At 66.2% G+C, this 15,321-nt stretch carries 14 protein-coding genes; 6 read left to right on the top strand and 8 right to left on the bottom strand.

The genetic code is table 11. The annotated features are described in order from the left end of the window. Window position 1: 1 nt before the first annotated feature. The gene (locus tag ACYVDN_RS11815; RefSeq protein ID WP_460571644.1) at window positions 2-1,003 is read left to right on the top strand and encodes a hydroxyacid dehydrogenase; all 1,002 of its coding nucleotides are present in this window, start codon (window positions 2-4) and stop codon (window positions 1,001-1,003) included. Continuing rightward, window positions 1,000-2,004, top strand: coding sequence for an Ldh family oxidoreductase (locus ACYVDN_RS11820; protein ID WP_460571646.1), 1,005 nt, complete (start codon window positions 1,000-1,002; stop codon window positions 2,002-2,004). Before ACYVDN_RS11815 ends, ACYVDN_RS11820 begins: the two co-directional genes overlap by 4 nt. Before the next feature lie 5 nt (window positions 2,005-2,009). Here the strand turns inward: ACYVDN_RS11820 and ACYVDN_RS11825 are convergent, their stop codons facing one another. From ACYVDN_RS11825 to ACYVDN_RS11855, 7 genes are all read right to left on the bottom strand, one after another. After that, window positions 2,010-3,002: a Rossmann-fold NAD(P)-binding domain-containing protein gene (locus tag ACYVDN_RS11825; protein WP_460571648.1), complete on the bottom strand. Its 993-nt coding sequence runs from the start codon at window positions 3,000-3,002 to the stop codon at window positions 2,010-2,012. An 8-nt stretch (window positions 3,003-3,010) separates the two neighbouring features. Next, window positions 3,011-4,147 carry a Gfo/Idh/MocA family protein gene (locus ACYVDN_RS11830; protein WP_460571650.1) on the bottom strand — a complete coding sequence of 379 codons (1,137 nt, stop codon included), beginning with the start codon at window positions 4,145-4,147 and terminating at the stop codon, window positions 3,011-3,013. A 36-nt stretch (window positions 4,148-4,183) separates the two neighbouring features. Beyond that, the gene (locus tag ACYVDN_RS11835) at window positions 4,184-4,999 is read right to left on the bottom strand and encodes a carbohydrate ABC transporter permease (protein WP_460571652.1); all 816 of its coding nucleotides are present in this window, start codon (window positions 4,997-4,999) and stop codon (window positions 4,184-4,186) included. 11 nt (window positions 5,000-5,010) lie between these two features. Beyond that, window positions 5,011-5,976: a carbohydrate ABC transporter permease gene (locus ACYVDN_RS11840; protein ID WP_460571654.1), complete on the bottom strand. Its 966-nt coding sequence runs from the start codon at window positions 5,974-5,976 to the stop codon at window positions 5,011-5,013. Continuing rightward, entirely contained in the window at window positions 5,973-7,292 is a 1,320-nt protein-coding gene (locus tag ACYVDN_RS11845) for an ABC transporter substrate-binding protein (RefSeq protein WP_460571656.1), read from the bottom strand. Before ACYVDN_RS11845 ends, ACYVDN_RS11840 begins: the two co-directional genes overlap by 4 nt. A gap of 203 nt (window positions 7,293-7,495) precedes the next feature. Then, window positions 7,496-8,428: an aldolase gene (locus tag ACYVDN_RS11850; RefSeq protein ID WP_460571658.1), complete on the bottom strand. Its 933-nt coding sequence runs from the start codon at window positions 8,426-8,428 to the stop codon at window positions 7,496-7,498. Then, window positions 8,425-9,336 carry a carbohydrate kinase family protein gene (locus ACYVDN_RS11855; RefSeq protein WP_460571660.1) on the bottom strand — a complete coding sequence of 304 codons (912 nt, stop codon included), beginning with the start codon at window positions 9,334-9,336 and terminating at the stop codon, window positions 8,425-8,427. Before ACYVDN_RS11855 ends, ACYVDN_RS11850 begins: the two co-directional genes overlap by 4 nt. Before the next feature lie 143 nt (window positions 9,337-9,479). Here ACYVDN_RS11855 and ACYVDN_RS11860 point away from each other — a divergent pair, with 143 nt between their 5' ends. Then, window positions 9,480-10,262 carry a DeoR/GlpR family DNA-binding transcription regulator gene (locus tag ACYVDN_RS11860; protein ID WP_460571662.1) on the top strand — a complete coding sequence of 261 codons (783 nt, stop codon included), beginning with the start codon at window positions 9,480-9,482 and terminating at the stop codon, window positions 10,260-10,262. On the opposite strand, the gene ACYVDN_RS11865 is transcribed toward ACYVDN_RS11860, so the two are convergent. Beyond that, window positions 10,259-11,497, bottom strand: a complete 1,239-nt coding sequence (locus ACYVDN_RS11865) for an AGE family epimerase/isomerase (protein ID WP_460571664.1) — start codon at window positions 11,495-11,497, stop codon at window positions 10,259-10,261. The genes ACYVDN_RS11860 and ACYVDN_RS11865 overlap by 4 nt on opposite strands. 238 nt (window positions 11,498-11,735) lie before the next feature. Here ACYVDN_RS11865 and ACYVDN_RS11870 point away from each other — a divergent pair, with 238 nt between their 5' ends. From ACYVDN_RS11870 to ACYVDN_RS11880, 3 genes are read left to right on the top strand one after another with little or no spacing between them, the layout of a single operon-like run. After that, on the top strand, window positions 11,736-13,139 hold the full coding sequence (locus ACYVDN_RS11870) for an FAD-binding oxidoreductase (RefSeq protein ID WP_460571666.1): 1,404 nt from the start codon (window positions 11,736-11,738) through the stop codon (window positions 13,137-13,139). Further along, a complete protein-coding gene (locus ACYVDN_RS11875) occupies window positions 13,136-14,146 on the top strand; it encodes an aldolase/citrate lyase/malate synthase family protein (protein ID WP_460571668.1) in 1,011 nt (336 codons plus the stop codon). The genes ACYVDN_RS11870 and ACYVDN_RS11875 overlap by 4 nt, the downstream gene beginning before the upstream one ends. Window positions 14,147-14,155: 9 nt before the next feature. Then, window positions 14,156-15,316: an aldolase/citrate lyase/malate synthase family protein gene (locus tag ACYVDN_RS11880; protein ID WP_460571670.1), complete on the top strand. Its 1,161-nt coding sequence runs from the start codon at window positions 14,156-14,158 to the stop codon at window positions 15,314-15,316. The last annotated feature ends 5 nt before the right edge of the window (window positions 15,317-15,321 follow it).

The following is a 15,321-nucleotide window of genomic DNA, read 5'->3' on the forward strand; positions in this document are numbered from 1 at the left end:
CGTGTCGGACGCCGAGAAGTACAGAAGGGATGACGCTCTTGTGGCCACCGACGTGCTGATCACCGAAGATGTCTGGGGCGAGCCCTTCGAGCGACTCGCCGCCAGCTGGTCTGTCACCCGCAGCCCTTCGCTCTGGGATGACCCGCAACTGCCCGCCGCTGTCGAGTCGGTCCGCGCCCTCGTGGTCCGCAACCGAACGAGAGTTTCTGCAGACCTGCTTGCCTCGGCTCCCGCGCTCCGGGTGATCGCCCGCGCAGGCGTTGGGCTGGACAACATCGACGTCGCCGCTGCCGATCGACTGGACATCGTCGTGTCCGCTCCCCTCGGGGCGAACGCCGTGAGCGTCGCCGAGCACACGCTCGGCCTCGCGCTCGCGCTCTCACGCCACACCCTCGAACTCGACAGGGAGAGTCGTGCCGGCCGATGGAACCGCAGGGCTGGTCGCGAACTCTCCGGCGGAACCTGGGGTCTCTTGGGTGCTGGGGCAACGGCGCGAGCGTGCGGCCGCCTCGCGAGTGCCCTCGGGATGAGCGTGCTCGCCTACGACCCATATCTCGACCCCGCCGACAGCCGGTTGGCGGCCGCGGGAATCCGACTTGCATCCCTCGACGAGGTCATCGCGCGCGCCGACGTGCTCTCGTGCCACCTCCCGGCGACGGAAGACACCAACGGCCTCGTCGACTCCGAACTGCTCGCCGGGCTCGCCTCGCATGCCATCCTGATCAACGTCGGAAGAGGCGAGGTGATCGACGAAGATGCGCTCGCCGACGCGCTCGAGAACGGCCGTCTGGGCGGTGCAGCTCTCGACGTTCGCGCGGTCGAGCCCCCCGAGCTCGGACGACTGGAGGCGCTCGACCATGTCATCCTCACCCCGCACATCGCCGGCATCACCGATCAGAGCCAGGAGCGCATCCTCGAGGTGCTCGCTCATGACATCGAAGCCGTCCTGTCCGGTGCCGAGGCAGCATCCGCCGTCGGTGCGGTGAAGGCGGCACGACGATGAAGGCGATCATCACGGTGGCCGAGGCGGAACGGCTCGCCAGGGGCCTGCTGGCGGCCCAGGGCATGCTAGACGGCGATGCCGTCCTCACCGCTCGCTGCATCGTGATGGCGGATGTCTGGGGCATCGCCTCTCACGGGCTACTGAGACTTCCGCACTACCTGCGGCGCATGGCGGCGGGCGGGTATCCCCCGAGAGCGTCGTTGGAGATCCGATACGACACCGGACCCGTCGTCGCATTCAACGGAGGCGGCGGACTCGGCCACGCTCAGCTCTGGCGCGCCGCGAACATCGCGGTCGAGCGGGCGACGGAGTTCGGCGTGGCGGTCGTCACGGTCTCCGACTCGGGTCACTGCGGCGCCCTCGGCCTTTACACGGTGCCCGGTCTTGCCAGCGGCCACCTCACTCTCGCTTTCTCGAACGGCCCCGCGGTGATGCCTGCATGGGGCGGCTCACACCCGATCCTCTCGACTTCTCCCTTGGCAGCGGGAATCCCGACGCGTCCGCGTCCCACCATCGTCGACCTGGCGACGAGCGCAGTCGCCCGCGGGAAGATCGCGGCCCGTGCGGCCAGCGGTGAGTCACTTCCCGAAGGGTGGGCGCTCGACGCTGACGGCCGTCCGACTACGGATCCGCAGGAGGCGCTACACGGCCTGCTCGCCCCGCTGGGCGGCCCCAAAGGGTATGCGCTCGCACTCATGGTAGAGGCGATGTCGGGCGGCCTCGCCGGGCCGAACCTTGCCGTCGACGTGCCCGACATGTTCGACGAGGACGACGACGCGTCGCCCCAGCGCATCGGCCACACCCTGATCACGATCGACCCGAACAGATTCGACAGTCCAGGCGCGGTACAGGCCCGTCTCGACCGCCTCGCGACGCTAGTGGACGATGGCGGTCGACTTCCTGGTGCAGCCCGCACGTTGCCAGAGGATGTCGCCCCCGACACGGAGCTCAGCGTGGACGGTTCTCTCCTCGAGGAGCTCAGGGCGTGGCGTGCGAGCTGAACGGCTCACCGTTGCCGGACATGCTCGATCACCGCGTCGAAGAGCGCGTCCAACGCCTGATCGATGCGGTCTGATTCGGGCAGCGTGTCGAAGTACTCCACGATCTGCCGCGCCCCTACATCGAACGTCACGGACGGCCGGAACTGTGGCGCGACTGAGCGGATCTTGGTGTTGTCGAAAACCATCGAATGCGCCTTGTCGCCCAGGAGCTTCGCTTCGAGCTCGGGCTGGAACGCGATCAGAGTCTCCGAGGCGACGTGCACGACGACAGGTTCCGTGACGCCCGCCGCCTCCGCTAGCCAACGATAGATTCGATTCCACGTCGGGGCGTGGTCACCTGTGATCTGATACACCTCTCCGACGGCGGCCGGATTGCCGAGCAATGCGACGAAACCCACCGCGAAGTCGTCAGCGTGGGTAATCGTCCACAGAGTGGTGCCGTCGCCCGGGACGACGATCGGCAGACCCATCCGCATGCGTGCGATGTCGGTCCATCGGCCGATCGTCGGCGGGAGCTGCTCGTCGTAGGTGTGAGAAGGGCGCACGATCGTTGCGGGCAGCCCACGGTCGCGCAACGCGCCCATCACATGGTCCTCGCAAGCGATCTTGTTCTGCGCATATGGCGAGTACGGGTTGCGCAACGGGGTCGATTCGGTGATCGGCAGCCGCTTCGGCGGCTTCTCGTATGCCGAAGCCGAGCTCACGAAGACGTACTGGTCGAGCATCCCCTCGACGCAGTCCAGCGTGGACCGAACATCGTCGGGGGTGAACGAGAGGAAGTCTGCGACGGCGTCGAAATGACACCGTCGCAGACTCCTGACGATCGACTCTTTGTCACGGATGTCCGCGACGACGCGCCGCACTCCTTCAGGGAGCGGGCGCCGTCCGGTGCCGCGATTGACGACCGTGACGTCGTGTCCGTCCCGAACGGCTTGCCGAACGCAGGAGGCGCTGACAGTCCCCGTTCCGCCCAGGAAGAGCAGCCTGCGACCGGTCATTCGTGCGTTCAGCCACCTATCTTCGCGTACCGCAGGCGCCAGTCGAGCTCGGCCAGTTCCTCGCGCGTCACGACCCGGCCGTCGGCGACCGCCAGCTGGGCCGCGTGACTCATGAGCATGTTCTCAAGGCTGGTCTCCCATCCCGTGTACGGTGCTCGGTCGTCGAGCGCCATGGCTGCGAACTCGTCGTGCATCTCGTAGTAGCCGGTGTGGTGCTGGTGAGGCAGCACGTTCGGCGGCACCTCGACCTCGCGGACGCCGTTATCCGTCTCGACCGTGTACCGGGCGAACGTGCCGCGAATGGTTCCCTTCTCCCCTGCGAGGAGAAAGTCCTCAGGCGTGGTCGCAACGCGCCTGAAGTACGTGAAGCTGTGCGCAGCCCTGAATCCCTCGAAGTCGATGATGAGCACCCCGTCGTCCTCGAACTCGAAGTCGTTCTCGGGCTTGTCGAGGGCGGCGAACCCCGCCATCGCCTTGAAGGGAAGCTCTCCGCTCAGCCGGTAGAAGAGGTCGAGCCAGTGACCGCCCTCCTTGATCATGGAGCCGTCGACTTCGGTGTACTTCTTGCGGTGCACCGGACGCCATGGGCCGCGGTTGTAGTCGAACCGCACGATGTGCGGGGTGCCGATCTCGCCGCTGCGAATGATGTCGAGGATGCCCGTCGTGAAGGGGCTGTACGTGAGCTGATACCCCAGCAAGAAGTGGTTCGGGTGCTCGCGGGCGACGTCGGCGATCTCGAATCCCTGCTCGATCGTCGTCGCGAGCGGCTTCGTGGAGAGCACGTATTTTCCCGCCTCGAGCGCCTTCACGGCGAAATCGCGGTGAAGGCTGTCAGGGAGGATCAGGATGACCGCGTCGATGTCGTCGCGCGCGAGCACGGCGTCGTAGTCCTCGATGAACTCGACCGCCCCGAAGTCGGGGTGGTTGCGGGCATCTTCGGTCCACGTGATGTGGTGCGCGTAGACCGCGGCCTCTTCGGCTTCCTTCTTGATGTCACGCTCGCCGGTCAGCCACTCCCACGGCCTGCGATTGACATCGCATAGGGCGACAAGGGTGTACCGCGGATGGTTCAGTACGGTGTAGACGTTCTCGAGGCCCTGGATGAGGCCGACGATCGCGGTCCTCAGTGTGGTCTGTACTGGCATGGTGTCCTTTCAGTTGGGGTGGTTTCCGTCGCCGTGTCAGCCCTTGGTCGCACCCGCCGTCATGCCTGCGACGAAGTACCGCTGCAGGAAGACGTAGGCGACGACGACCGGAATCGACGCGATGATGACGCCGGCGAAGATGGCCGGATAGTTGGTCTGGAACTCGCCCTGGAAGCTCAGCATCGCGATCGGCAGGGTCTGAACGCTCGGGCTCGAGGTGAACATCAGCGGGTACAACAGGTCGTTCCAGACGATCACGAACAGGAAGATCGTCGTGGCCGCGATCGACGGGGTCGAGAGCGGCAGGACGATCTCTCGATAGGTGCGCCACGTGCTCGATCCGTCGAGCTCCGATGCCTCGTACACCTCACGCGGAAGCGTGCGCATGAACCCGCCGAGGATGAACACCGCGACCGGAATCGCGTGCGTGGTCTCAACCAGGATGAGCCCTTGGAGCGTGTTAGTGAGATGCATCTGCTCGAACATCACGTAGAGCGGCACCAAGCTGGTCTGGGCGGGGATACTCATCCCGAGCACGAGAGCGCCCCAGATCAGCCATCCCTTCCATCCCCTGATCCGCGCAACACCGTAGGCGGCGAGGCTGCCGACCACGATCGTGATGACCAGGGTCGAGACCGTCACGATCACGCTGTTGACGAACGCAACGCCCATGTTGGCGGTGGTGAAGAGCGAGTCGAAGTTCTTCAGGGAGGGACTCGTCGGCAAGCCGAACGGCGACGCGAAAAGCTGTTGGGTCGACTTGAACGCGCCGAAGACGACGATGACGAGAGGAACGATGATGATGACGGCGTAGACGAGGAGAACGACACGCCGACCCCATTTTCCAGCCATGCGAAACTCCCTTAGTCCGAAGCCTGCGTGAGCCGAAGAATCCATCGCTGAGCGAAGATGACGATTCCGATCACGACCATGAAGATGATGGATTCCGCTGACGCGTAGCCGTACTGGCCGTTCGCGAAGGACGAGTAGATGCGCGTCGAGAGGATGTCGAGGTTGAGCGGCGTCGGCTGACCGGCGATGCCGAGGATCAGGTCGAACGCCTTGAAGCACTGGATCGTCGTGTAGGCCACGACGATCGTCATGGCCGGCGCGATCATCGGCCACGTGATGCTGCGGAACTGGTGCCACTTGCCTGCGCCGTCCATCTCGGCCGCCTCGTAGAGCTCGCGGGGGATCAGCTGCAGGCCCGCGATGAAGACGACCATCAGTTGACCGACGTGCGCCCACACCTGAGTAAGCGCCACCAGGTAGATGCCGAAGGTCGGGCTCCCGAGATAGCTCCCTGACAACGCTCCGAGGCCCACCGAGTGCAGCAACGAGCGCATGAGCCCGAAGGTCGGGTCGTAGATGAACTGCCAGATGAAGCCGATGGCGACCGCCGAGAGGATGGTCGGGAAGAAGTACAGCGAGCGCAGCCACACCGCCGGACGGGTATTGCGCACCAGGAGCACTGCCAGCAGCAGCGACAGCGCGGTCTGCACGATGACGACCACAAGCGCGAACTTCAGCGTGTTGGCCAGAGAGTTCACGAACAACGTGTCGTTAACGAACGCGTTGACGAAGTTGTGGATGCCCACCCAGTCGAACGCGGCGCTGTAGCCGTTCCAGTTCGTTGCCGCGTACTCGAACGACTGCACAAGCGGAAGGAGGAGGAAGGCCACCGTGAACGCGAGGGCCGGAACGGGGAAGAGATAGATGGTCCAGTGCACGCGAGTCGGACTGCGTCGCCGGCGGTGCGGCGCGACTCGATCCGCGCCGCCGGTGACACTGACCCTCCCGCGCGCGACCCCGGCACGTGCTTCAGTCATTGCGTGAGCGCCTGGTCGATGATCTTCTGCGCGTTCTCAGCCGCCTGCTCGACATTCATCCCCTGCGCGGCGTTCGTGCACGATGCATAGACGGCGGTGGCGATGTTGCTGTTCAAGATCTGATAGCGAGCGCCGAGCGAGAGCTTCTCCTTGAAGAGCGGGCTGAGCTTCTTGAGGTCGGGGTTCTCGTAGGTGACGCCCTTGACCGTCGTCCACTGCGCCGTCGTGTTGGCGTAGTACGAGGCATTCTCGGTCTCGGAGAGGAACTCGAGCCACTGGAGAGCTGCAGGCTTAACGCTGCTCTGTGAGTTGACGCCCAAGATGAACGTCGCGTTGTAGACGCCCTTATACCAGTCCGGGTTGGCCTTGGCCAGCGTCACCGGGAAGATCGTGTTGATCGGGAACTTGCCACCGAGGGTGCGCGTTGTCGCGATGTCATAGCTGCCGGTCGAGAGCATGCCGGACTGTCCGCTGGCGAAGATCTGATCGGCCGAATTGAGGGAGGTGCCCATGAAGTTCGGCTGGAAGTACTGACCGAGCGTCTGGTACTTCTTCAGCACCTGGATGAACCAGTCATCCGTGACCTTCTGCTTGCCGGTATCGAATCCCGCACACGCGTCGACGGATGGCTCGTCGGCCAAGACCATCGAGCTGAAGATCTGTGGGTTGTTCCCGACGTCGCCACCGGGGAATGCGATGGGCGTGATCCCCTTCGACTTCAGCTTCTCGCAGACGTTGAGAAAGCCGTCCCAGGTGGTGGGCTGCAACTCGGCCCCCGCCTTGTCGAAGAGGTCCTCGTTGAGCAGGGGCTGGAGAAGCAGGATCTGATACGGCAGACCCCACTGCGTGCCCTTGTTGGCGCCCGCGAGCAGGAGCGCCTTGTCGTAGTTGTCGACGATCGGCTGACCCTCCAGGCTGGTGAAGACGCCAGCCTGCACGAAGCTCGCGAACTGCGGCCCGCGCAGCGCGGGGAGCGCGTCGCCGACGCCGCCGGCCTTGACCTTCTGCAGTGCGTTTGCGTTGTAGTCGGTCGACGTGGTGATCGTCTGCGTCACGGTGATGGCCGGGTACTTCTTCTCGAATCGCTGGATGAGAGCGCTGAAGGCGTCCTTGTCCTGGCCCCGGTAGTGATAGAAGTTGACGGTGCCGGCTGCCTTGCCGCTGAAGGCGTCGGTAGCCGCGGCGCTCGACGCGGGCTTGACGCTACCGGGTCCGACACAGCCCGCGAGGGCGGCAGTGGCGGCTCCCGCACCCACCATCTGAAGCAGGTGTCTGCGTGTGATCTGAGTGCGAGTCGGGTCTTTCATGACGCTCATGATTTCTCTCCTTTGAGTGGATCTCGCGTGTGCGACGGGGGTGGATTCTCGCGGTTCCCTGCGATGGTAGCTATGTGTCATTGTGAATGGCAAGAGGTCTTACCACCGCTGGATTCATTTCGTTCTTTTCGTGTTACTCCGCATAGTGGTGAAGATCGGATTGCGAGTTGACATTGGTCAGACCTCTTGTCGACACGGTCGGGCTAATTGCCGGAACGCGATGACACGACGTCGTCGACGACAGCGACGAGCCTCTGCAGGCGGGGCACCGCGTCGTCGCGGAGTGCGGCATCGAGATCGGGTGCGCCTATGCACGCTCGCCAGACCGCGCGCCCGGCGAGGAAGCCGGATGCACCGGCCTCGCACGCGAGACGCACAGCGCGGGGGAAGTCATCAGGGGCCACACCGCTGGAGAGCACCACCCACGGCGATGCGATCGCATCGTCGAGCGCTGCGCAGGACTCTCGGATCTCGTCGTCGCCACCCTTTCCCTTGAGCGGCACCTCGGCCTTGTACAGGTCGGCGCCGAGATGACCGAGCTCGTGGGCGGCCGCAAGCACTCCCGCGTCCCAGTCCCATCCGCCACCGCTTCGCGGAGCCTTGCAGACGGGTTCGATGATGCTCGCGACACCGGCGGCGTCGCATCGCCCGACGAAGTCGCGCACCATGGCCACGCGCTCTGTGGCGGACTCGTCCTCGCGATAGATGACGAGCAGTTTCAAGGCCTTTGCGCCCTGCGTCACCGCGTCGGCGGGAACGACCGATTCGTCGATCCTCACCCGGTTGACCGCCTCGCCGCTGCCGGGGATGAACTCATCCGCGCTGATGATCGGCGCGCACGCCCGATCGATGACGCCTTCCGCGATCGCACGGTCCCACACGAACTGTCTGTCGAGCAGCACAGCGGAGGCGAACGGAGTCAGCGCTCGCGCCGCTCGCAGCTTGAAGTCGATCAGGGTGTCATCCGGAACGACGTCGAGCACCGCCTGCGGCACCGAGCCGTCGGGGTTGGGGGCGGCGTCGCCTGCGAACATCAGCCGCATGGCCTCGCGCTGGTCCACGGCCAGCATCGCGAATGCGCCGGATTCGCGTCTGAGCGGGGCGGTGCGGTCGGTCGTCGTGTCGGCATCGGTCATCGGGATCTCTCCTCAGGAGGGTTCGTTGTGGTCGCGGTCAGGAAGGCGTCGGCTTCGGCAAGGTCGGGAATGCGGCTGCGGCCGTCGACTCCCCGACAGCTGAGGGCGGCGACGACGTTCGCCAACCGCATGGCGTGATCGAAGGGCTCGGCCGCGGCAAGCGCACCGTGGAACACATCGCCTGCGCCGAGCGTGCTGCCGAGTTCAGGCACGATCACTCCGCCGATGGAATGGAAGCGGCCGTCCGGCGAGAGCCCGACGCAACCGGATCCGCCTTTGGTCGCGACGACGGCGTCGGCTCCGACGCGGCGGAGCACGTCGGGGTCGCTCTCGCCTTCATTCGCGACGAGGTTCTCGAACGGCGGCACGAAGAGGGCGGTTTCGGCGGGGCGGCACAGGGCTGCGTCGCCGATGATCGGATGCCCGGCGTCGACGCTGATCTTGGGACGGCGGTCCGCCGGCACGCTCGAGAGGGCTCGCGCGACGGCCGGCCAGCCGAGGTGGTCGACATGCACCCACTCCGCGCCGCGTACGAGCTCGGCATGGCGCTCCGTGAGGGAAAACGGTCGCATGTTGAGCGTTGTGATCGCGCGGGTCGACTGGTCGGACGCGCAGATGATCGCACTGGCCTGGGAGGCGCGTTCCGCGTCGAGCTGCAGGTGCAGACCGACGCCCTCGCGTTCAAGGCTTTCGGCGATGAGATCGTGCACAGGGTCGTCGCCGACCGGAGCGATGAGCTCGACGGCCGCGCCGAGTCTGCGCGCTGCGACGGCTGCGGTCGCGGCCGGCCCGCCACCGGCGAACACGACTGCGGTGGCCTCCACACGTTCGTTCGCACGGGGGTACCGAGGCACGAGGCTGATGGCGTCGTAGGTCGCCACACCGACGAAGACGATCGGAGCCGTCATCCCAGGTCCCTTCCTAGTGGATTACGATATGGTCATATTTCACCATTAATGGTGAGAATGCAACATGTTTGTGCGTTGGCAGGCGGATGACGTGAAGACGCCACCACGCCGGGCTACGCTGGCACGCGAAGGGACGGCGGGGCATGGCGCAGGTGCGTGGGGTGCGCGAGGTTGGCGTACGGCATCAAAGGCTTCTCGATGCGCTTCGTCTCACGGGGTTCCAGACGGTCTCCTCACTGGCCAGTCAGCTGGACGTCTCTGACATGACCGTGCGACGCGACCTGCGCAAGTTGCAGGAAACCGGCGCCGTTCGGGTCGTGCACGGGGGCGCGAGCCTTCCGCCCGGCCCGGCGACCGCCAGCGGTTACGAAGTTCGCGCCGTCGAGCACGCGCCCGCGAAGCGCGCCATCGCAGAGGTGGCCGCAGGCCTTGTCGCCGACGAGGACACCATCGGTATCGACGGGGGCACCACGACCTTCGAGGTCTCGGCTGCACTGCCCGCCGGGTTTCTCGGCAGCGTCGTCACGGGATCGGTGCCGGTCATTCTGCAACTCGCACAGCGAGACCGGATACATCTTGTCGCCGTCGGAGGCGACCTCTACCGGGCGAGCCAGGCATTCGTCGGCCCCGCAGCCGTCGCGGCGATCGAGGGCCTGAGGTTCCGCACGTTGTTCCTGGGGGCAGGGGCGGCGGACAAACAAGGCCTGTACGTCGCCGCGGACATCGAGCGACCGAGCAAACTCGCGCTGATGGCCGCAGCCGACCGAGTAGTCGTGCTCCTGGACTCGAGCAAGTTCGAGTCGTTCGCGCCCGTGCGACTCTGTTCGTGGGACGAGATCGACGTCGTCGTCTGCGATCGTGATCCCGGACCGGAGGTCACGAGGGCGCTCGAGGCCGCAGACGTCGAGTTGCTCCTGACCCCCTAGCGCTCGGCGTCGAGCAGGTTCGCGGCTAGCGCCGGCGCCAGGCCCGGCGCGAGCGGTAGCCTCGGGATGATCAGGCAGTGCATCAGGTGGTAGATATCTGCCTTGCCGTCCCAGACGCTCGAGGAGACCGTTCCGTTCTCGTCGAGTTCCTGCCACCACGAGCCGTTCTCGTAATCGATGAAGTGCTCGTAAACGTGGTCCCAGATGCGCTCGTACCACTGCGCGTAGCGCTCGTCCCCCGTGGCCTTGTAGAGGGCGGCGGCTCCCCCGATGGCCTCGACGGGAACCCATCTGATGCGAGAGGTGACCACCGGTCTGCCCTGCCAGTCGACGGAGTAGACGAATCCGGGATGACCGTCCGGCTCCCACGCGTCGCGGCACGCCGCGTCGAAGAGGCCGCGTGCGTCTTCGAGCAGCCAGTCGGGCGCCTGGATGCCCCGCGCCTGAAGCCCCGCCCCGAGATGAAGCAGCAGCCGCGCCCACTCCGTCCAGTGCCCAGGGGTGCTGCCGTAGGCACGGAACCGGTCCGCCCGGTTGTCGGTGTTGTACTCCGGCAGTGGGTTCCAGTCCGGGTCGAAGTGCTCGAACACCCGATAGCCGTTGTTGCGTGCGAACCCGTGGATGAGCACCTCGGCGATGTGCAGAGCCCGCTCCAACCACCGAACCTCGCCCGTGACATCCGCCACGATCAGGTAGGCCTCGACGGAGTGCATGCTCGCGTTGCCGCCTCGATAGTGCTCAGTCATGCTGAAGTCGCGGTTCCACGAGTCGAAGCACATGTTCGCGTCGTGGTCCCAGAACCTTCCATCTGCCACGACCAGCGCATCGTCGAGCAGCTCGCGCGCTCCCGGCCTGCCGGCGGCGACCGCACTCGCGGCCGCGAGAAGTACGAACGAGTGCGCGTAACCCGACTTCGAGTCGTCGACGACGCCCGCGTCATCCACGGCTGCGAACCATCCGCCGAACTCATCATCACGGAACACGGTCTGAAGAGAACGGATGCCGTGGTCCACCAACTGATTCGCTCCCGGTCGGCCCATGAGGGCCGCGAGGGAGAAGTTGTGCGTCATGCGAGCGGTGATCCAGAGCTGGGTCGGCTTCTCGGTGACGACAGATCCGTTGTTGTCGAGCCATCCGAACCCGGTCGCAACTCTGGATCGTCGACCGAAGTCGAAGATGCGGTCGGTTTCCGTCTCCAGCCAGTGGGCGTGCGAGGCGCTGCGCAACCATGTCATCGTGTGAGTCCCTTCGCAGAAGTAGCCGCGCCAGCCGGCGCCGGTTCGAGCCTAACCCCATAGTGTTGGAAAACAATCATTCATGTTTGAAACTCACCATTCATAGCCACTAGTCGCCCCCTCCGCGTTGCATCCACGGTGCCGCGACTCTATGCTCAAGTCCACATCGCGCTATTTGAATTCCACATCGCGGAATAAACCAGGAATAGGTTCGATGGGAGATCAACGGGAGACAGACGTGACAGAGCACCCGAGCAGTGACGGACGCGCCACGGACCCGCGCATCGAGGAGCTCAGGGCTGAGCTGTCGCCCGACGGGCTCATCCTCGGCGACGGGGTCGAGCCGTACCGCCGTGATCGTGCAGCCGACCCGGACGCCGGCGTGCCGATCGCGGTGGCCCGACCGACCTCGACGGCCGAGGTGCAGGCGGTGATGCGCTGGGCCGCTCGGCACCAGGTGCCCGTCGTCCCCCGCGGCGCCGGAACCGGGCTCTCCGGCGGGGCCAGCGCCGTCACCGGCGGCATCGTGTTGACGACGGAGCGCATGCGCGAGGTATCCATCGACGATCAGACACGAATGGCCGTTGTGCGACCCGGGCTGCTCAACGCCGAGTTCAAGGCGGCCGTCGCCGCTCACGGCCTCTGGTACCCGCCCGACCCCGCGTCCTACGAGATCTGCTCGATCGGCGGCAACATCGCCACCAACGCCGGCGGTCTGTGCTGCGTGAAATACGGCGTGACCGTCGACTATGTGCTCGGGCTCGAGGTCGTGCTCGCCGACGGGCGTGCCGTGCGTCTCGGTGGCCCGCTGATCAAGGATGTCGCCGGCCTCGACCTCGTCAAGCTGTTCGTCGGCAGCGAGGGCACCCTCGGCATCATCACCGAGATCACCCTGCGGCTCCTCCCGGCTCAGCCGCCGCATCGCACCCTCGCGGCCTGGTTCCGCACCACAGAGGACGCTGCGGAGGCCATCGCCGAGATCGCCTGCTCCATCCGCCCCAGCATGCTCGAGTACATGGACCGCACGGCGGTGAACGCCGTCGAAGACATGCTCGGAATCGGACTCGATCGGGATGCCGCGGCCTTCGTGCTCGCAGGCAGCGATGACGCAGACCCCGATGGCAAGGACATCGCGTTCATGCTCGACGCCTTCGCCAGGCGCGACCCGATCTCGGCCTACGAGACGACCCCTGAGGTCGGCGCCGCACTGGAGCACGGCCGCCGGGTTGCGATCCCTGCTGTCGAGCAGCGCGGCAGGGTGCTGCTCGAAGACGTCGGCGTCTCGATCCCCCGGCTCGCCGACCTCATCCACGGCGTCGAGGAGATCGCGGCACGCAACCGGGTCGAGATCGCCTTCATCGCCCACGCCGGAGACGGCAACACCCACCCCCTCGTGGTGGTCGACCCCACGGATGCCGAGCACGAGGCACGGGCATCCAACGCCTACGGCGAGGTCATGACCCTGGCGATCGACCTCGGCGGCACCATCACGGGCGAGCACGGCGTGGGACGACTCAAGCGCCCATGGCTCTCCCGCCAGATCGGCGACGACGCGCTCGAGCTCGCCCAGCGCATCAAGACGGCGCTCGACCCGGAGCACCTGCTCAACCCCGGCACCATCTTCGAGGAGACCCGCGCATGACAGCAGACGACCGCATCCGCATCGGAGGGCTGCAGCTCGCCCGTGAGCTGCACGACTTCGTCGCGAACGAGGCTCTGCCGGCGAGCGGCCTGGCGGCGAGCGGGATGACCCCGGCCCGGTTCTGGAGCGGCGTCGAGGGCATCCTGACCGACCTCATGCCCACCAACCATCGTCTGCTGTCCGATCGCGACCGGCTGCAGGCCGAGTTGGATGACTGGTACCGGCAGCACGGCGGCGACTGGGACGCGACCGAGTACCGCACCCACCTCGAGCGGATCGGATATCTGCTGCCGGAGCCCGAACACGTCACGGTGACCACCGCCGACGTCGACCCCGAGATCGCCGAACTCGCCGGGCCGCAGCTCGTCGTGCCGATCACGAACGCCCGGTACTCGCTGAGCGCTGCGAACGCGCGGTGGGGATCGGTGTACGACGCCCTCTACGGCACCGACGCGCTGCCGGGGGCGGCGAAGCCCGGCGGATACGACCCGGACCGGGGCGCACAGGTGATCGCCGCGGTGCGCGAGCTGCTCGACGAGTTCTTCCCGCTCGAGAACGGCAGCCACGCCGACGCCACCGGGTACGCCGTCGAGAACGGCGCCCTCGTCGTCACCACGCCCTCCGGTGCGACGGGTCTCCGCAGGCCACGGGCCCTCCGCGGTGTGCGAGGCGAGGCCGGTCATCCAGAGGCGGTGCTGCTCCGCCGCAACGGCATCCACTGGGAGATCTGCTTCGACGCGGGCTCTCCGATCGGGTCAGCAGACGCAGCGGGCGTCAGCGACGTCATCGCCGAGGCTGCACTCACCACCATCATCGACTTCGAGGACTCGGTCTCCGTCGTCGACGCCTCCGACAAGGTCCTCGCGTACCGCAACTGGCTCGGCCTGAACCGGGGCGACCTCACCGAGACCTTCGAGAAGGGCGGCAAGCCCCTCACCCGACGGCTGGCGGATGACCGACACTACGTCTCCCCCGACGGATCCGATCTCGTTCTTCGCGGCCGCTAGCTACTGTTCGTGCGCAACGTCGGACACCACATGATGACCGACGCGGTGCTCGACGCCGACGGCGCGGAGATCGGCGAGGGCATCCTCGACGCTGTTATGACGACCCTGTGCGCGGTGCCCGGGCTCGACCCTGCGAACCCCAAGCGCAACTCCGCGACGGGGTCGCTCTACATCGTGAAGCCCAAGATGCACGGGCCCGCCGAGGTCGCGTTCACGGTGCGCATCTTCGAGCGTGTCGAGCGGCTGCTCGGCCTCGCTCCCGAGACCATCAAGCTCGGTCTGATGGACGAGGAACGCCGCACGAGCGCCAATCTCAAGGCGGCGATCGGCGAGGCGAGCAGCCGTCTCGTCTTCATCAACACCGGCTTCCTCGACCGCTCGGGCGACGAGATCCACACGTCGATGGAGGCGGGCCCGATCGTCCGCAAGGGCGATCTGCGCACGCAGCCGTGGATGCTCGCGTACGAGGACCAGAACGTCGACATCGGACTGGAGGTCGGTCTGCCCGGCCACGCCCAGATCGGCAAGGGCATGTGGGCCGCGCCCGACCAGATGGTCGAGATGCTCGAGCAGAAGGTCGGCCATCCCCGCGCAGGGGCGTCTACCGCGTGGGTGCCGTCGCCGACTGCAGCCACCCTGCACTCGCTGCACTACCTGCGCGTCGACGTGCGTGCACGGCAGGATGAGCTCGCAGGGGCACGCCGCGGAACCCTCGACCAACTCCTCACCGTCCCGCTCGGCGATCCCGCCACGTGGGACGAGGCAGCACGCCGCGAAGAGGTCGACAACAACGTGCAATCCCTGCTCGGTTATGTGGTGCGGTGGATCGATCAGGGCATCGGGTGTTCGAAGGTGCCGGACATCCATGATGTGGCGCTGATGGAAGACCGCGCGACGCTGCGCATCTCGAGCCAGCTGCTCGCCAACTGGCTGCGCCACGACATCGTTTCCGAGGACGACGTGCGGGCATCCCTCATCAGGATGGCAGCGATCGTGGATGCCCAGAACGCCGACGACCCCGCCTACCGTCCGATGACCGCGAACCTCGAGGGCAGCATCGCCTTCCAGGCGGCATGCGACCTGGTGTTCGAAGGCGCCGCGCAGCCGAACGGGTACACGGAGTTCATCCTTCATCGCCGCCGGCGTGAGGCGAAGCGACGCGACGCGTGACCGAC

The sequence above is a fragment of the Humibacter soli genome, assembly GCF_054779035.1.

Bases quoted from the DNA above. Each gene is read 5' to 3' on its own strand.
- ACYVDN_RS11820 (WP_460571646.1), top strand. From the start codon at position 1,000: ATGAAGGCGATCATCACGGTGGCCGAGGCGGAACGGCTCGCCAGGGGC.
- ACYVDN_RS11825 (WP_460571648.1), bottom strand. From the start codon at position 3,002: ATGACCGGTCGCAGGCTGCTCTTCCTGGGCGGAACGGGGACTGTCAGC.
- ACYVDN_RS11830 (WP_460571650.1), bottom strand. From the start codon at position 4,147: ATGCCAGTACAGACCACACTGAGGACCGCGATCGTCGGCCTCATCCAG.
- ACYVDN_RS11835 (WP_460571652.1), bottom strand. From the start codon at position 4,999: ATGGCTGGAAAATGGGGTCGGCGTGTCGTTCTCCTCGTCTACGCCGTC.
- ACYVDN_RS11840 (WP_460571654.1), bottom strand. From the start codon at position 5,976: ATGACTGAAGCACGTGCCGGGGTCGCGCGCGGGAGGGTCAGTGTCACC.
- ACYVDN_RS11845 (WP_460571656.1), bottom strand. From the start codon at position 7,292: ATGAGCGTCATGAAAGACCCGACTCGCACTCAGATCACACGCAGACAC.
- ACYVDN_RS11850 (WP_460571658.1), bottom strand. From the start codon at position 8,428: ATGACCGATGCCGACACGACGACCGACCGCACCGCCCCGCTCAGACGC.
- ACYVDN_RS11855 (WP_460571660.1), bottom strand. From the start codon at position 9,336: ATGACGGCTCCGATCGTCTTCGTCGGTGTGGCGACCTACGACGCCATC.
- ACYVDN_RS11860 (WP_460571662.1), top strand. From the start codon at position 9,480: ATGGCGCAGGTGCGTGGGGTGCGCGAGGTTGGCGTACGGCATCAAAGG.
- ACYVDN_RS11865 (WP_460571664.1), bottom strand. From the start codon at position 11,497: ATGACATGGTTGCGCAGCGCCTCGCACGCCCACTGGCTGGAGACGGAA.
- ACYVDN_RS11875 (WP_460571668.1), top strand. From the start codon at position 13,136: ATGACAGCAGACGACCGCATCCGCATCGGAGGGCTGCAGCTCGCCCGT.